General features: G+C 35.1%; 20 protein-coding genes. 7 read left to right on the top strand and 13 right to left on the bottom strand.

Annotated elements, in window-relative coordinates; translation table 11 throughout:
• Positions 1-39 precede the first annotated feature (39 nt).
• The 6 genes from AC6EJA_RS03850 to sppA form a co-directional block, all read right to left on the bottom strand.
• The gene (locus tag AC6EJA_RS03850; protein WP_498503286.1) at positions 40-447 is read right to left on the bottom strand and encodes a PH domain-containing protein; all 408 of its coding nucleotides are present in this window, start codon (positions 445-447) and stop codon (positions 40-42) included.
• Positions 444-830 (bottom strand): ribonuclease P protein component, encoded by a 387-nt coding sequence (rnpA, locus tag AC6EJA_RS03845; RefSeq protein WP_498503285.1) that lies wholly within the window; start codon positions 828-830, stop codon positions 444-446. The genes AC6EJA_RS03850 and rnpA overlap by 4 nt, the downstream gene beginning before the upstream one ends.
• A gap of 12 nt (positions 831-842) precedes the next feature.
• Positions 843-980, bottom strand: a complete 138-nt coding sequence (gene rpmH / locus AC6EJA_RS03840) for a 50S ribosomal protein L34 (protein WP_498503284.1) — start codon at positions 978-980, stop codon at positions 843-845.
• 50 nt (positions 981-1,030) lie between these two features.
• A complete protein-coding gene (locus tag AC6EJA_RS03835; protein ID WP_498503283.1) occupies positions 1,031-1,615 on the bottom strand; it encodes a DUF2808 domain-containing protein in 585 nt (194 codons plus the stop codon).
• Between the two features lie 95 nt (positions 1,616-1,710).
• Positions 1,711-2,085, bottom strand: a complete 375-nt coding sequence (gene aroH / locus AC6EJA_RS03830) for a chorismate mutase (protein ID WP_498503282.1) — start codon at positions 2,083-2,085, stop codon at positions 1,711-1,713.
• A gap of 3 nt (positions 2,086-2,088) precedes the next feature.
• Positions 2,089-2,898 (bottom strand): signal peptide peptidase SppA, encoded by an 810-nt coding sequence (gene sppA / locus AC6EJA_RS03825; protein ID WP_498503281.1) that lies wholly within the window; start codon positions 2,896-2,898, stop codon positions 2,089-2,091.
• 53 nt (positions 2,899-2,951) lie between these two features.
• Between sppA and AC6EJA_RS03820 the strand changes: the two genes are divergently transcribed.
• Genes AC6EJA_RS03820 through AC6EJA_RS03810 form a run of 3 tightly spaced genes read left to right on the top strand, consistent with a single transcriptional unit; the run spans position 2,952 to position 6,857 of the window.
• Positions 2,952-3,911, top strand: a complete 960-nt coding sequence (locus AC6EJA_RS03820; RefSeq protein WP_498503280.1) for a DMT family transporter — start codon at positions 2,952-2,954, stop codon at positions 3,909-3,911.
• Entirely contained in the window at positions 3,911-4,999 is a 1,089-nt protein-coding gene (locus AC6EJA_RS03815; RefSeq protein WP_498503279.1) for a glycosyltransferase family 4 protein, read from the top strand. Before AC6EJA_RS03820 ends, AC6EJA_RS03815 begins: the two co-directional genes overlap by 1 nt.
• A 16-nt stretch (positions 5,000-5,015) precedes the next feature.
• Positions 5,016-6,857 carry an ArnT family glycosyltransferase gene (locus tag AC6EJA_RS03810; protein ID WP_498503278.1) on the top strand — a complete coding sequence of 614 codons (1,842 nt, stop codon included), beginning with the start codon at positions 5,016-5,018 and terminating at the stop codon, positions 6,855-6,857.
• Between the two features lie 15 nt (positions 6,858-6,872).
• On the opposite strand, the gene AC6EJA_RS03805 is transcribed toward AC6EJA_RS03810, so the two are convergent.
• From AC6EJA_RS03805 to AC6EJA_RS03795, 3 genes are all read right to left on the bottom strand, one after another.
• Positions 6,873-7,112: a CopG family transcriptional regulator gene (locus tag AC6EJA_RS03805; protein ID WP_498503277.1), complete on the bottom strand. Its 240-nt coding sequence runs from the start codon at positions 7,110-7,112 to the stop codon at positions 6,873-6,875.
• 152 nt (positions 7,113-7,264) lie between these two features.
• Positions 7,265-7,786, bottom strand: a complete 522-nt coding sequence (gene fldA / locus AC6EJA_RS03800) for a flavodoxin FldA (protein ID WP_498503276.1) — start codon at positions 7,784-7,786, stop codon at positions 7,265-7,267.
• A 294-nt stretch (positions 7,787-8,080) separates the two neighbouring features.
• On the bottom strand, positions 8,081-8,482 hold the full coding sequence (locus AC6EJA_RS03795) for a hypothetical protein (RefSeq protein WP_498503275.1): 402 nt from the start codon (positions 8,480-8,482) through the stop codon (positions 8,081-8,083).
• 143 nt (positions 8,483-8,625) lie between these two features.
• On the opposite strand from AC6EJA_RS03795, the gene psbF reads away from it, so the two are divergent.
• Together psbF and AC6EJA_RS03785 are read left to right on the top strand one after the other, a co-directional pair.
• On the top strand, positions 8,626-8,949 hold the full coding sequence (gene psbF / locus AC6EJA_RS03790) for a cytochrome b559 subunit beta, long form (RefSeq protein ID WP_498503274.1): 324 nt from the start codon (positions 8,626-8,628) through the stop codon (positions 8,947-8,949).
• Between the two features lie 113 nt (positions 8,950-9,062).
• Positions 9,063-9,572: a hypothetical protein gene (locus tag AC6EJA_RS03785; protein ID WP_498503272.1), complete on the top strand. Its 510-nt coding sequence runs from the start codon at positions 9,063-9,065 to the stop codon at positions 9,570-9,572.
• Between the two features lie 627 nt (positions 9,573-10,199).
• On the opposite strand, the gene AC6EJA_RS03780 is transcribed toward AC6EJA_RS03785, so the two are convergent.
• The 4 genes from AC6EJA_RS03780 to AC6EJA_RS03765 all read right to left on the bottom strand — a co-directional run bounded on the left by AC6EJA_RS03780 (position 10,200) and on the right by AC6EJA_RS03765 (position 11,084).
• Positions 10,200-10,349, bottom strand: a complete 150-nt coding sequence (locus tag AC6EJA_RS03780) for a hypothetical protein (RefSeq protein WP_498503271.1) — start codon at positions 10,347-10,349, stop codon at positions 10,200-10,202.
• 113 nt (positions 10,350-10,462) lie between these two features.
• Complete coding sequence (locus AC6EJA_RS03775) at positions 10,463-10,654, bottom strand: hypothetical protein (RefSeq protein ID WP_498503270.1); 192 nt, start codon at positions 10,652-10,654, stop codon at positions 10,463-10,465.
• A gap of 87 nt (positions 10,655-10,741) precedes the next feature.
• Positions 10,742-10,975 (bottom strand): CAB/ELIP/HLIP family chlorophyll-binding protein, encoded by a 234-nt coding sequence (locus AC6EJA_RS03770; protein WP_498503268.1) that lies wholly within the window; start codon positions 10,973-10,975, stop codon positions 10,742-10,744.
• Position 10,976: 1 nt separating this feature from the next.
• Positions 10,977-11,084 (bottom strand): high light inducible protein, encoded by a 108-nt coding sequence (locus AC6EJA_RS03765; protein ID WP_498503267.1) that lies wholly within the window; start codon positions 11,082-11,084, stop codon positions 10,977-10,979.
• A 129-nt stretch (positions 11,085-11,213) separates the two neighbouring features.
• On the opposite strand from AC6EJA_RS03765, the gene AC6EJA_RS03760 reads away from it, so the two are divergent.
• Together AC6EJA_RS03760 and glyQ are read left to right on the top strand one after the other, a co-directional pair.
• Positions 11,214-12,443, top strand: coding sequence for a glycosyltransferase family protein (locus tag AC6EJA_RS03760; protein ID WP_498503266.1), 1,230 nt, complete (start codon positions 11,214-11,216; stop codon positions 12,441-12,443).
• 308 nt (positions 12,444-12,751) lie between these two features.
• Complete coding sequence (glyQ, locus tag AC6EJA_RS03755; protein WP_498503264.1) at positions 12,752-13,627, top strand: glycine--tRNA ligase subunit alpha; 876 nt, start codon at positions 12,752-12,754, stop codon at positions 13,625-13,627.
• The last annotated feature ends 60 nt before the right edge of the window (positions 13,628-13,687 follow it).

The raw sequence follows: 13,687 nt of genomic DNA, 5'->3' as shown, positions 1-13,687 counted from the left end.
TATAAATCATATTAAGTCATTGGATTGAATGAGATTTGATTAAGCGGCAAACCCTTTGACATTATCGCCTTGCTCTTTATCAGCCTTGGTTTGAATTTTTTGTGAGATATAGACTTCTGCTTCTCTAAAGTTTGGCAATGATCTCATTTCTAGTCTTGCACCATCTTTCAAAACTAAAACCATATCTCCGTAAGAACCCAGCCCTCTGGGGATAGAGCGAACCTCTGAAATTTGACTGTACACCAACTGAGTTTTGTCTCTTCCAAGCCAGCCTCCTGTAACAGATATCCTTTTGTTAGTAATTTTGAACCTTAACCAAAGAGATCTAACTATCGCGCCAACAGTAAAAGGTAAACCTATGAGAGTAAGCCCCGCAAGCAGATTGATTATTAAATCAGCTTTGGACGGTCCCCCTTCAAAAAAAATTTTTTCAGTGCTGTTAATCATTTTAAAAGACCAGCTTTAATTAGAAGATGATCGCATTCATTTAACAATGATTCTAGGGACTCACCGGCACTAATTGGTTTTAGACTTATCAAGGCCCATATTTGGTTTGAAAAAGTTTTCTGAGAAAATTGTTTTCTTAGGTGCTCATGAAATCTTCTTCTAACCTTATTCCTCATTACTGATCTTTTGCTTACTTTATTGCTTATGGATACAGCACATTTAAGATGTTTTGAGTTAAGTGAATATTCATTTTGGTCTCTAAGCGTCAGTTTAGAATTTACTACCCTCAGGGTCATTGATTTTCCGTAAAACCTCCTCCCTTGTTTGCGTAGGTAATCAAAGCGTTTGTTTCCTCGTAAACGAAGGGATTTTGGTAAAACCATTTTTAATCACATCTATACAGCCAAACGAGCTCTTCCTCTTTTTCTTCTTCCTCTAATAACTCTTTTACCGGTGTGAGTCCTCATACGAACCCTGAACCCGGATACTCTTTTTCTTTTTCTACTGGTTCCTCCAAGCGTTCTTTTGGTCATTTTTAAAAATTCGTGAAAATGATAAACAAATCATTACTTAATTTATCAGCTTATTGAATCTCAATTAAGTAACTGCCCAAATATAAGGAAACAGGAAGATCTCCAGGCGATTGAGAAAATGCGTTGATTTGGTAGAAACCTCTTTTTCGTGGATTAAACATTTTAAGTTTTAGTGCGTAGGTATTTTTATCAGCAGGGATTGCTGTATTGGGGTAAACGTCAATGTTCCGCATGGACTCATCAATTTCAACAACTGCAGGTATGTTTTTAACACATTTCGTTCTTCCTGAATAACCACCTATTTTGACTTTACAAAGGCTTATGTTTTTCGGTTTTAAAGTGGCTTTAAAATAGTCTGGGAATCTATAGGAAAGTTTTAAAATTGCCGTTTGCCTTTCTTTCCTTCTTAGAAAAAAAAAGTAAGTTGATCTGTCTAATCTCTGATCTGACCCTTGGAGAAATTTTAATTTTTTATAGTTTCCGTCCTGGTTCCATCTGAATTCCATTATACCCGAAGCTTCTGAAATATTTTTTACATTTGAACCCTCAAAATACAAACAAGACAACAGCAAACCTGGAACTAAGAAAGCTTTTGTTAATTTTTTTTTAGTTAAAAAGTTTGCCAAAATTTTCATTTTTATTATTCCTTAGGAATATTAGTAAATTTATACTGACTCAAACCATGTCAGAAAAGAAAATATATATGACGGACCTAAAGGTGTCAGAAAAGTTATCTGTCCGGACGAAGCTTAGAGGCCCCTTCCAAGTAAGGATGCTTGGCTGTCTGCTCCGGCATTAGCCATACATGAGCCAAAATTCTTATGCATCTTTTTAAGTCATTCTTGACGTACATTTGCTGACAATCAAGTAAAGCAACATTGTTAAAACCAATTTTCTTACGAGCAATGGATGCTGGGAAGCAAGCGTCCAAGTCATTTGTCACAGAGAAAACAATTGAAATTATTTGATTTGGGAGGAGTTTGTTTCTATCAATTAATTCATTTATAAGTTGAATTACTGCAAACTCAATACATTCAGGAGTATTTGCTTCACAAGTGGTGGCTCCCCTTAGGGCATTAAGGACTCTTTTTTCATTGCTTTGCATAGTTTATGGACGAAATAACCAAAGAATTTGCCCATTAGATGAAAATTCTAGACTTAGTTCATCTACTAATCGCGCAACTGACTCACTCCCCGGGATGAAACCCAATAATTTTTTTTTGGGTTTACCGAGTGTTATGGGTTGCAATTTTTCATCTATCTCAGCAAGTTTTGCAGCAGTAATTCTGGCATGATCCTCATCACCAATTTCATCTACTAAGCCAAGTTCCTTAGCTTGCATTCCTGTAAAAACTCTTCCATCAGCAAAGCTTTTTACGTTTTCTTTTGATAAGTTTCTACCGTTAGCAACAGCCTCGACAAATTGCTCATAGCTGCTATCTATCAGAGACTGAAGTAAGTTCCTTTCCTCAGGACTTAAAGCTCTATCTGGAGAGAGAATGTCTTTATAAAGTCCGCTTTTAACTGTCTCAAAACGAATTCCAATTCGATCGAGCAATTTAGATAGGTTGTTTCCTCTTAAAATGACACCTATGGAACCTGTTATGGTCCCTGAGTTGGCGACAATTTTTTCTGCGCCGACTCCTACATAAACTCCCCCTGAGGCTGAAATGTTGCCAAAGCTTGCAACTACCCGACAGCCCTTTTCTCTGAGCCTAAGTAATGCTGAATGGATTTCTTGGCTATCTCCCACAGTGCCACCAGGACTATCTATCCTTAGAAGCAATGCTGGAAATTCTCTTTCCTCAACCTGCTTAATAGCTTTTAGGACGAGCTTGCGAGTAGAACCATTGATTGCCCCCTCAATGATTATCCGAGCCATCCTTTTTTTTGATTTTCTTCTAAAAGGCCAGATCATTCAATTTATGCAGATGTATTCGGATCTTAAAAAGGAGTTAGCCATTTGACCTCATGTTTTTAATTTGGCGCTGGTTTTTGATGGTTCTCCCATTTGCATTATGGGGCACTGCAATGGCAGCAATGGCTCCGCTTGTTCGCTCAGCAGGCCCAGAAATAGTGGCTTTTTTGAGATTAGTCCCTGCGGGTTTGGTGGTTGTTTCTGCAGCGGCTGTGCAAAAAAGAAAAATAAGTATTTCTAAACAAGATTTGTTTTGGTTCGTAGTTTTTACTCTTATCGATGCAAGCCTTTTTCAAATTTTCCTTGCCAAGGGACTCTCTGAAACCGGGGCAGGTCTTGGATCTGTTTTGATTGATTCACAACCTTTAATGGTGGCACTTCTAGCTAGGGCTCTTTTTGGTGATTCCATTAATCCAATTGGATGGATTGGCTTGATGATTGGATTGGCAGGAATTATTTGTTTAGGGGTTCCAGCAGATTTCTTGAATCATTGGTTGCTTTTAGGCGGTGCTGTAACAGGTCGCACTCTCTTTAGTAATGGAGAAGGCTGGATGTTGGCTGCAGCGATGGCGATGGCATTTGGAACGGTTTTGATTAGATTTGCATGCAGAAATAGCGACCCTGTTTCTGTCACTGGGTGGCATATGTTCTTGGGTGGTTTTCCAGTTTTAATTATTCATTCTCTTGATAAAGAATGGGCATTTTGGCCATCGTGGACAAATTTCGAATGGGGTCTTATGGCCTACGCAAGTATTTTTGGAAGCGCACTCGCTTATGGCTTATTTTTTTGGTTTGCAAATAAAGTTGAGCTTACTAGTTTCAGTACTCTGGCATTTTTAACTCCGGTGTTTGCTCTTTTTACGGGTGGTTTATGGCTTGGGGAAAGACTTCAACTACTTCAGTGGATTGGGGTTACACTGATTTTTATATCAGTCCTTCTGGTTAGTCAAAGAAAGCGTTTTTGGGGGAAAGATATTTTTAACAGTGAAACTCTTGAAGAGGGATTGGGGTAATGAAAACTGCCGCCCTAAAAATTGTTGTTGTTACAACTCCTATAGGATTTGTTGGGAGTGGCAAGGGTGGAGGAGTTGAGCTGACTTTGGTCTCTCTCATACAAGGGCTCAAATCCCTTGGGCATGAAATAACTCTTGTCGCTCCAAAAGGTTCTATTCTCCCTGAAGATTGCTCAGCAATTGAAATTAAGGAGGTTGATGGCAAGGATCAACCTAGTTGGCAACATCAAGAAAAAAATAGTCCTGTAAAAATTCCTTTAAATGGTGTACTTCCCAAGCTTTGGGAGACTGCTATAGAAATGGGAAAAGAAGCAGATGCAATATTGAATTTGAGTTATGACTGGTTACCAATATGGATTAGTCAATTTCTCGATCAAGAGATTTTTCATCTTGTGAGTATGGGAAATGTTTCAGAGGTAATGAAAAATCTCATTAAAGATGTTTCAAAGCTTGATTCAAGAAAATTTGCATTTCACACCTACAGACAAGCCTCAGATTTTTATTTGGACTCAAAACCCATAGTTGTGGGTAATGGTTTTGAAATGAAAAATTATCATTTTCAGTCAGATGGAGATGGTCCGATTGGTTGGGCTGGCAGAATTGCTCCAGAGAAGGGGCTTGAGGATGCAGCAGCAGTTGCATCAACACTTGGTGAGAGGCTTCTGGTTTGGGGGCTTATAGAGGACGATGAGTATGCTGCAAGTGTGCAAAATTTATTTCCCAATGGAATAATAGAATTCAGAGGATTTTTGAGAACAAGTCTTTTTCAGAAAGAGTTGGGATTTTGCAGAGCATTAATTAATACCCCAAAGTGGAACGAAGCTTATGGAAATGTTGTTGTGGAAGCTATGGCATGTGGTGTACCAGTAGTTGCTTACGATCGAGGAGGACCTGGCGAACTAATTACTCCTGGCATTAACGGATGGCTTGTTCCACCTGATGACGTCAAAGCTATGGTAAAAGCAGTCAAAAATGTTGAACTAATTAACAGAAAAGACTGTAGGGATTGGGTTAAGAAATGTGCCTCCAAAGAAGTTTTTGCAAAAAGAATAGAAAGTTGGATCCTTTCAAATATTTCATGCAAATAAAAAATATATTCATCTTATGAGTTCAGAAAAAACAAAAAAAATCTCAAAAACAGAAAAAAAAATAGGCTTATTTTTTATTTTTTTAATTGGATTTTCTATATTCTTCTGGCAATTAGGTTCTACAGGCTTATTTGATGAAACGCCGCCACTTTTTGCAGCAGCAGGAAGGGCAATGTCTGAGACAGGTGATTGGATTACTCCAAGAGTAAATGGCTTGACTCGTTTTGATAAACCTCCCCTGATCTATTGGATAATGGGAGCTTTTTATTCTTTTCCAGGACAAACAAACTTAGATATTTTTGGCACATGGGCAGCTCGATTACCAAGTGCAATATCTTCTCTTTTTGTGATGATATTTATCGGTGAGACAATGATGTCTTTCCCTCAACGGGAGGATATAAAACCAAGAAGAACAGCAATAGTATCTTCTTTAGGATTTGCCTTATCACCTCTTGTTATTATCTGGAGCCGAATAGCTGTAAGCGATGCACTCTTGTGTAGCACGTTGGGAATAAGTTTATTATTTCATTGGAGAATGTATGCAGAAGAAAATAATAAAAATTGGTTTCTTGGATGGATATTTTTATCTTTGGCTGTACTTACAAAGGGTCCTGTTGCGGTTGTTCTTAGTTTTATGGTGCTTTTTTCTTTTGGTGTTTTACAAAAAGATATGAATACATTAATAATTAGGATTAAGCCTATTAAAGGTATATTTCTCACATTATTACTAAGCCTCCCATGGTTTGTTTTAGAATTTTTAAAAGAAGGATTACCATTTTGGAAAAGTTTTTTTGGTTACCATAACTTTCAACGATTGACATCAGTCGTTAACAGCCACCAACAACCATGGTGGTTTTTTGGATTTATATTAATTATAGCTTCTTTCCCTTTTACACCATACCTTTTTAAGGGTATTTACGATCAATTTAAAAATCTATTAAATTTCAAGGAAAAAAGAAAAATTAACAAAATTAGTTCATTAGGCTTATTTTCTTTGTGCTGGTTATTTTCAATTTTATTACTTTTTACTTGTGCAGCAACTAAGTTGCCAAGCTATTGGCTGCCAGCAACACCCGCCGCTGCAATACTTATAGGCTTGTCTTCTATTGACGAAGGATTAGATAAAAAAATAAAAAACATATCATGGTATTCCTCGCTTTCATTAATATTGTTACTCTCCCTGGCTATTTCAGTTCTTCCTAATTGGATTTATCTTATTAATGATCCTGAAATGCCAGATTTGGCGGCTACATTAATTTCCAGCCAATTAAGTAAAAAAGGTGCATTAATTGGTTCGATTTTTATATTTTTATTTATATTTTCATATTCTAAAAGAATAAAAAACAGCATTATTTTTCTTCAGATTCTTTTTTTACTCAATAATATTTTTATTGTTAACTCAGTTTGGCAAATTGGAGATAAATTAAGACAAAAACCACTAAGAGAAATCTCAAACAAAATTCTAAAGGAACAAAAAATAAATGAACCAATAGCTATGATTGGAATAAAAAAACCCTCAGTACATTTTTATACAAAAAAAATTATTTTATATGAATCAAATGATGATATTTCTCTGATTAATTTAGCCGAAAGATTGAGAGAAGAAAAAAGAGATGGTTGGCAGGGGAGAAATTTTTTAAACAAAAACTTGTATCCTCAAAAAACTGTATTAATAATCATTGATGATTACACAAAACAATATCCCCATTGGGATGACCTCGATCCTATTCTGCTTGAAAAAAAAGGAATCTACAATCTTTGGCGATTAAAAGTTGATTCACTTGAGAAACGTGAGTTAACTTTAAAAAGTAAAGGCATCAATTCCAATTGGAAATTACCAAGACCTGAGAGAATTTAGTTTTAATAAGAAAATCTATTCAATTACCTTCATCAAGTCCTCTTTACTGCACTTATCTGGGATATTTATCTCGTTAGGGAGACTATTATTTATTTCAAGATCAATTGCTGCATCCTCAGCAAGGATACTAAGAACGTCATCAATACTTAACCCCATATCCTCAGCCATTTCTGATAAAAGTAGAACAGTTTCTACTTTCAGAGAAACGGTCACGGGGAAAAGAATCTCATCCCCTGGATTATGTCTTGAGTTCATAAAGAAAATCTTAAGACATTTGGGGGCATATGTCTTAAAAGCATGACATTGTGACACATCAAAAAACAAACCCTCGACAAAGTCGAGGGTTTGTTTTTTCAATCGATACCTTTCAGGTACGTTGAAAATTTTGGCGAATTTGGTTAAGTGAATTACAAGCCAGGAATTTCGGCTTTTAATTTTTCAGCCCAACCAGCGATGCGAGAATCAGTCATGTCAGACTCGCTATCTTCATCAAGAGGTAGTCCGCAGAAATCTTCACCAACAACGCTTTTGGACTCATCAAAGGTGTAATCACCTTTACTGACATATCCAACCATTGAGGCACCAGCCTGTTGGAAGTATCTGTGAAGCTCTTCCATGGCATCACAGTAATTTTCTGTGTAAGTGGAAGAATCTCCAAGACCAAAGATTGCTACTTTTTTGCCATTGAGGTCAAGTTCACCAATGTCTTCAAGAATGGAATCCCAAGCTGTACCAGATCTCTCAGAGTCAGCACCAGTGTTCCAAGTTGGTATTCCACAAATGATGCCGTCATGACCACTTAATTCACTTAAGTCATCAACATCTGAAATATCCTTTGGAGCATCTGCGGAGTCAAGTAATCCGTGAAGCCGTTCAGCTATATCCTCGGTTTTACCTGTTGTTGTAGCGAAGTAAATTCCTACTGTCATGGAATGATTGAAAATCTTGGTTATCTTAATGCAAATTTGATCAATTAGAGGGCGATTATTTTTTTAAGGCTATTTTTTTATACAACGTAAAGTCTCAATTAGTTACTGGGGATGTTTTTTCCAATAAAAAGCCTTGCTGCTACTAGTTATTCATGAATAACCTATTACACCAACTAAGGAGTACCTAAGAAAATTATTTGGTAGAGTTTTGTTTATTTCAAAATAGAGTTACCACTTTAGCTCATATCAATAATGAGTTTCTCAGGGAAAATTTATCAAATATTTTTTAAATTATTAAATTAGATTAAAACCACTTTGAAGCCCAAAGGTAATGAGCACAAATGTTGTGACACCCAGCCCAAGAAGAACAATTGTATAAAGTCTGTTGACGCTGTACCCACTTTCAACTGGGTTGAAATCAGCTAATACAATTGATTGTCTTGTGTATTTATTTCTGTCAGGCAAGCCAATTGACTGAGTCAAGGGGCGGAGTTGACCTTTTTCAAGCTCAGACCCATTCTGATTGTCTATGGATGCTGAATCACCTTGAAAAGCTAATTCTGGGGTTCTTGTTAACTTATCTTCCCTGAAAAATCTTGGAAACATGTAAGTGTGCCATAGACCAATAATTGCAGCCCAAGCAATCATGCTCACTCCAGCCAGTCCAAAAAGGACGTCTTTAAAACCAAAATCCATAATTGTTCCTGCAGAGGCAGTCTGTGAAGCTTAACAGATGTATTTCATTCACCCTAGAAATGCTGCAATAACTACTGCTCTCAATAAGATCTGTTACAGAATAGTCATGCACATTAATGTAAGCAACTTTTTTGGGACCATCAATGCAACGATTAGTTGATAAATTTTTTTTATTGATGGACTTCAGACTTCTTCTGGTTCTTGCACCCATTATATTTTCTGTTGCATTCACAGATTTTTGGCTTCGTAGATGGGGAGTTTTTGTTTGGGACGGAAAACCAACAATTCAAAATCAACAAGTTTGGGAAGACACTGCAATTGTTGCAACAAAGGGACGTCCAGAAAATGGATACCCCGTTTTTACTGTAAGAACATTGGCGGTTAATGCTCTAGGCATTCCCACAGTATTTTTTCTTGGCGCAATTTTTGCAATGCAATTTATCCGTAGAGGAGTAATAAATGCTTAGTTGGAGTATCAGTCTCTAGCTATAACTTCTTTACAAGATAATTAAGAAAGTTCAATTAGGGGATTTTTATCTCCATCAGTTGCCTAAAATTTCTAGAACATTCGGATTTACGCATGGAAGATTTAACACTTAATAATTCAGAGGAAAATACACAAGAAGAAGTTTCTGATCTACTTGATTCAACAGATACTTCTTTTGATGTACCAGTAGAGGGAGATTTATTAGAGGAAAATGAAATTTCTGCTACTCAAGAAGCTGAACATATTTACTCACTAATTGCAAGTGCAGTGCCTAAAAAAGATGGCTTTAGGAAAAATATTGGTAAAAGAGATTTCGCCCTATGGGTTTTACCAATCCTTGCAATCAACAGAATAAGAAGATTCACCAGAAAAAATGCAGATGTAATTATCCAACCCTACACAGAAAGTAAAACTTCAAAGTTTAAAATTAAAACTACAGAAACTGTATATACCTCTACTAAAAACGTTTTCAATGGAAATGAAACTATGAAATTCTTTGGACCTAGGTTTATGTCAATTTGGGTATTACCTATGGCAATAACAGGGGCATTTATGGAATTTCTCTTTGTTGGCCCGCTTAATGGAACAAACCCATTCGGGTAAAACAAATATTTTTGGTTTATTTTTTAGGAAGCAGTTAGGAATCTTCTTCTAATATACATAAACAAACATAATGCACCAATGATTAATGGTGGATGGGCAGCAAGTGAATTTCCAATTAGTTGAATCTCTTCAGAGGACATTATGTTAGTTATATTTGATACATTGAATATACTACTATTATCATATATTTGAGTTGTAAAAACACAATATTTAATGGAAATTACAGTTTGCTGGTAAAAATACTTACCTAATATTTATAAAGGGACCAAATGTTTAAGATGAATTATCGAAATTCATTTTCAGGATCTTATTTCTATTTATTGACAAATTATGAAAGAGTTTGAGAAAAAAACTTTAGATGAAAAAATAGATACCATTTTGGAAGAGAACGATGAATCTATCATTTCTTCTAGGGAAAAACTAATAATTAAATTTTTAATACTTATACCTTCGATTGCACTAATAATAATTATTTTGAATTATGGTTTCAATTTTGATTCATTTTTTGCGAGTTTATTTTTCTTCCTTTCGCTGATTTCCATGGGGGTAATTTTATATTCCAAGATGTTTAAGTTTTTTCAAAAATAAAAATTTCATCTCAAGACTTGAACAAAGCCTGTTGAGTTATTAGTTCCCCTCAAATTTTTCATCAGTTAAAGGAATCAATTCCATTAATGGCTTTAGGGCCTCTTCAAGTTGCTGATCCGTTTCGAAACCTAGAACCTCCTTAGGCTCGCAGCCTAAAGATACATTGAGAGTATCAATAGGAATAACCATAAGTATTCAAGCAGCTATAGTAGTTATAGTTAAAAATTGAAAAAATTCAATAAAATAGATATTTATTACTAATGGAAATTCAAAAATATTTGGGATTTAATTAGACAATAGTTTTAACGGCCAAAAAGGCCTCTCTTTACTTTCTTTTCCTCTTTCTTTGGAGTGGGCGATTGACTGATGGTATTAGCTGTGGGATCGTTAAGACCGAAGTAAACAAAAGCCACAACTGTTAAAAGACCAAGAGCACCTAAACCTGCAGCTATTGGATTGAAACCTCCAATTGTAATAGTAGTTAAATAGTTCATAAGTTTTGTTGGTTGAAAAATAATTTGGAAAGTTTAAGAAAACCTAATGAGATAAAAATGTCTTCTGGTTAAGTTAATCAGAGATAATTAGTAAATTCCTGGAATTATTTGACCAGTCGATAAGTAAGCACCAAAAAGAGCAATAATTCCTATCATCGCCCATCTACCATTTGCTTTTTCAGCTTCCTGGGGATAGTTTGTGTAACTATCCTGAAGTTGCATAGGTGCCTCCTTGGCAAATATATTTTGCTTGCCATATTCGCTAATAACTGACCCATCAACTGAATCGATTTGATTAGACGTTTGTGTTTTTTCCGTCATTTTAAAATACACCTGGGATAATTTGACCTGTGGAGGCATAAGCGCCTAAAGCTGCTACGAAACCTAACATTGCGGCCCAGCCATTGAGTTTTTCAGCTTGAGGTGACATTGGAGATGATTAATTGTTAAGCAATGTATCACACTCTTTGAAGTTTTGTAAACCGGTTTTTTATTGCGAGCCCAGTCCAGGCTTCCCCCGGGTGGCTTTGACTATTAATATGAAATTAAGTATATAAAAATGAGCAATAAGCAAATTATGTTCCGATTAAAAAAAATAGAAAAAATATTTTTATTAATGCTCTCTCTATTTATTTTTGTGAGTATATTTTTTCATATTCCAGGAAGTGAATCCCCTATTGGGATATCATCAGAATATCTAGACATTGGTGATCGATATTTTTATATTGATCGAGGAAAAAATGCATATACAGGAAATTTTCTATATCCAACTATCCTAAAAGTAATAACAAAATTTACTCAGATATTCAATCAAGACTCTACTTCAATGATGTGGAATACTTTAGTTATATCTATTACAAGCTTTTTTTCTTTTTTAATACTTAGATTTTTAGCTACATCATCCGAGATTTTTTTTGGTAAGAAAGTTTCATTTTTTGCATCGATACTTTATTTAATTAATCCTTATACATATTTCTATTCATTGTCTGGTGGACTGACAAATTATATATCCTTAGGAGTATCATTTATTCTTTACTTGTTTAGTTTAGACTATAAACAATACTTAAATAATCAACAGGAATTTAATTTTAAAAGGTTTATATTAATGCTTTTAGCCTGTATTTACCTATCCTCTTTAAGGCCTACAGGTGGAATTATCTCAGTTGTTATTTTGTCCACCTATCTAGTTAAATTTGTTTTTTACAGATTTAAATATACACAATTCCGTTACTTGTCTATTTTTCTTTTAAGTATCAGTTTAATATATACATTTTATTCTTTGATAGATGTTTCTTACTATATTTCAGATACAATAAAGATATTTCAAAACGAAAGGGGTAATTTCTTTGGCTATCCTCGGGAAGTACTTCGTAATGTTTTAAATTTCGATGGTAATCTATTTCAAGATTTTAAATCTTCAATATATTTATTTTTATGGAAGGCAACTGACTTTGTATCAGGCTTATCAGACATAAGAGACACTCATGAAGGTTTTTCGCGTTATAGTATTCTTCCTTTTATAGCAAGAACCACAACTGGTATATTTTACATATATCCTCTTAATTTATTATCTTTTGCTGGAATGATAACTTTTAGAAAAATAATTTTTAAATCTAATCTCTGGATTTTACTGCTTGCTTGCTTGTTATCGATTAGCCCAAGTATTCTTGGAGTAGCAATGAGCCGATATTTGATGATGATTTATATACCATTTTTAATTTTTGCTGCTAAGTTGTTGAAAGAGATCATATCAATAAGAGAAATAGATCCCAATTTAAAAAATATTTAACATATGATTTATTTCTAAAATAATCATATTTATCAAATCATTCTATTATTAAATATCTTTTAAGAATTAACACTTTTTATGCCTATGTTTTCTCCTAAAATAATATGTAAAGAATTTTTTCTGTATTGAATTACTTGAATAACCTTATTTATTTATTTAATTTTATTTTAAATAATGAACTGTCCAATCCCTCCTTTTATCACCTCTGTAAATCGTCTGCATAATTAGGGGGATACTATTAAACTATTTTGGGGTGTCGATGAAATTCACTTTTTACCCTCCAGAAAATTTCTGAAGGAGATATAACAATGTATTTTCAAGAGATAATTAGCCATTTGAATGATTTTTGGAGTCAAAATGGTTGCCTAATCCTCCAACCTTTTGATACTGAAAAGGGAGCAGGAACTATGAGCCCTCATACATTCCTTAGAGCGATAGGGCCAGAGCCTTGGTCTGTCGCTTACCCTGAGCCTTGTAGGAGACCCACCGATGGAAGATATGGTGATAATCCAAACAGAGCCCAGCATTATTTTCAGTATCAGGTACTGATTAAGCCATCTGCTGACAATATCCAAGAAACTTATTTGTCATCTCTGGAAAAGATTGGAATTTCACAAAAAGAACACGACATTAGATTTGTTGAGGATAACTGGGAGTCTCCAACACTTGGGGCATGGGGAGTGGGATGGGAGGTTTGGCTTGATGGTATGGAAGTCACCCAATTTACTTATTTTCAACAATGCGGAGGAATCGATTGCACTCCAGTTTCAATAGAAATTACTTATGGCCTCGAAAGGCTGGCTATGTACCTGCAAAATGTAGAGAGTATTTGGGAACTTCAATGGAATGCAGATCTTTCATATGGCGATATTTGGCTGTCCTTTGAGAAAGAAGAATGTGAGTACAACTTTAGTTCTTCTAATCCGGAAAAATTAAAAACACTTTTCTCTATTTACGAAGAAGAGGCAGCGAGTCTGGTAGATAATAATTTACCTATACCTGCCCTTAACTTTGTACTCAAATGCAGTCACACCTTTAATTTATTGGAAGCTCGTGGTGTGATCTCCGTCACAGAAAGAACCAGCATTATTTCTAGAATCAGAATCCTTGCTCGTAAAGTAGCTGAAACCTGGTTAAAAAAAAGAGAGGAGCTGGGGTTTCCCTTGCTCAATGAAAGTCTCTAAAAGGTTATATTTGCTACTCATCAAACTCGTATTTGCACAAAGACTGGCGGATTTTTGTAT

The sequence above is a fragment of the Prochlorococcus sp. MIT2309 genome (assembly GCF_059772305.1).
The sequence above is the reverse complement of the archived record's forward strand: the minus strand, read 5'-3'. Positions and strand labels throughout refer to the sequence as shown.

Coding starts and splice junctions, on each gene's coding strand:
- sppA (WP_498503281.1), bottom strand. CDS start 2,898: ATGATCTGGCCTTTTAGAAGAAAATCAAAAAAAAGGATGGCTCGGATA.
- AC6EJA_RS03810 (WP_498503278.1), top strand. CDS start 5,016: ATGAGTTCAGAAAAAACAAAAAAAATCTCAAAAACAGAAAAAAAAATA.
- psbF (WP_498503274.1), top strand. CDS start 8,626: ATGCAACGATTAGTTGATAAATTTTTTTTATTGATGGACTTCAGACTT.
- rpmH (WP_498503284.1), bottom strand. CDS start 980: ATGACCAAAAGAACGCTTGGAGGAACCAGTAGAAAAAGAAAAAGAGTA.
- aroH (WP_498503282.1), bottom strand. CDS start 2,085: ATGCAAAGCAATGAAAAAAGAGTCCTTAATGCCCTAAGGGGAGCCACC.
- AC6EJA_RS03835 (WP_498503283.1), bottom strand. CDS start 1,615: ATGAAAATTTTGGCAAACTTTTTAACTAAAAAAAAATTAACAAAAGCT.
- AC6EJA_RS03775 (WP_498503270.1), bottom strand. CDS start 10,654: ATGAACTATTTAACTACTATTACAATTGGAGGTTTCAATCCAATAGCT.
- AC6EJA_RS03780 (WP_498503271.1), bottom strand. CDS start 10,349: ATGGTTATTCCTATTGATACTCTCAATGTATCTTTAGGCTGCGAGCCT.
- AC6EJA_RS03760 (WP_498503266.1), top strand. CDS start 11,214: ATGAGCAATAAGCAAATTATGTTCCGATTAAAAAAAATAGAAAAAATA.
- AC6EJA_RS03765 (WP_498503267.1), bottom strand. CDS start 11,084: ATGTCACCTCAAGCTGAAAAACTCAATGGCTGGGCCGCAATGTTAGGT.
- glyQ (WP_498503264.1), top strand. CDS start 12,752: ATGTATTTTCAAGAGATAATTAGCCATTTGAATGATTTTTGGAGTCAA.
- AC6EJA_RS03795 (WP_498503275.1), bottom strand. CDS start 8,482: ATGGATTTTGGTTTTAAAGACGTCCTTTTTGGACTGGCTGGAGTGAGC.
- AC6EJA_RS03850 (WP_498503286.1), bottom strand. CDS start 447: ATGATTAACAGCACTGAAAAAATTTTTTTTGAAGGGGGACCGTCCAAA.
- AC6EJA_RS03770 (WP_498503268.1), bottom strand. CDS start 10,975: ATGACGGAAAAAACACAAACGTCTAATCAAATCGATTCAGTTGATGGG.
- AC6EJA_RS03785 (WP_498503272.1), top strand. CDS start 9,063: ATGGAAGATTTAACACTTAATAATTCAGAGGAAAATACACAAGAAGAA.
- AC6EJA_RS03815 (WP_498503279.1), top strand. CDS start 3,911: ATGAAAACTGCCGCCCTAAAAATTGTTGTTGTTACAACTCCTATAGGA.
- rnpA (WP_498503285.1), bottom strand. CDS start 830: ATGGTTTTACCAAAATCCCTTCGTTTACGAGGAAACAAACGCTTTGAT.
- AC6EJA_RS03805 (WP_498503277.1), bottom strand. CDS start 7,112: ATGAACTCAAGACATAATCCAGGGGATGAGATTCTTTTCCCCGTGACC.
- AC6EJA_RS03820 (WP_498503280.1), top strand. CDS start 2,952: ATGTTTTTAATTTGGCGCTGGTTTTTGATGGTTCTCCCATTTGCATTA.
- fldA (WP_498503276.1), bottom strand. CDS start 7,786: ATGACAGTAGGAATTTACTTCGCTACAACAACAGGTAAAACCGAGGAT.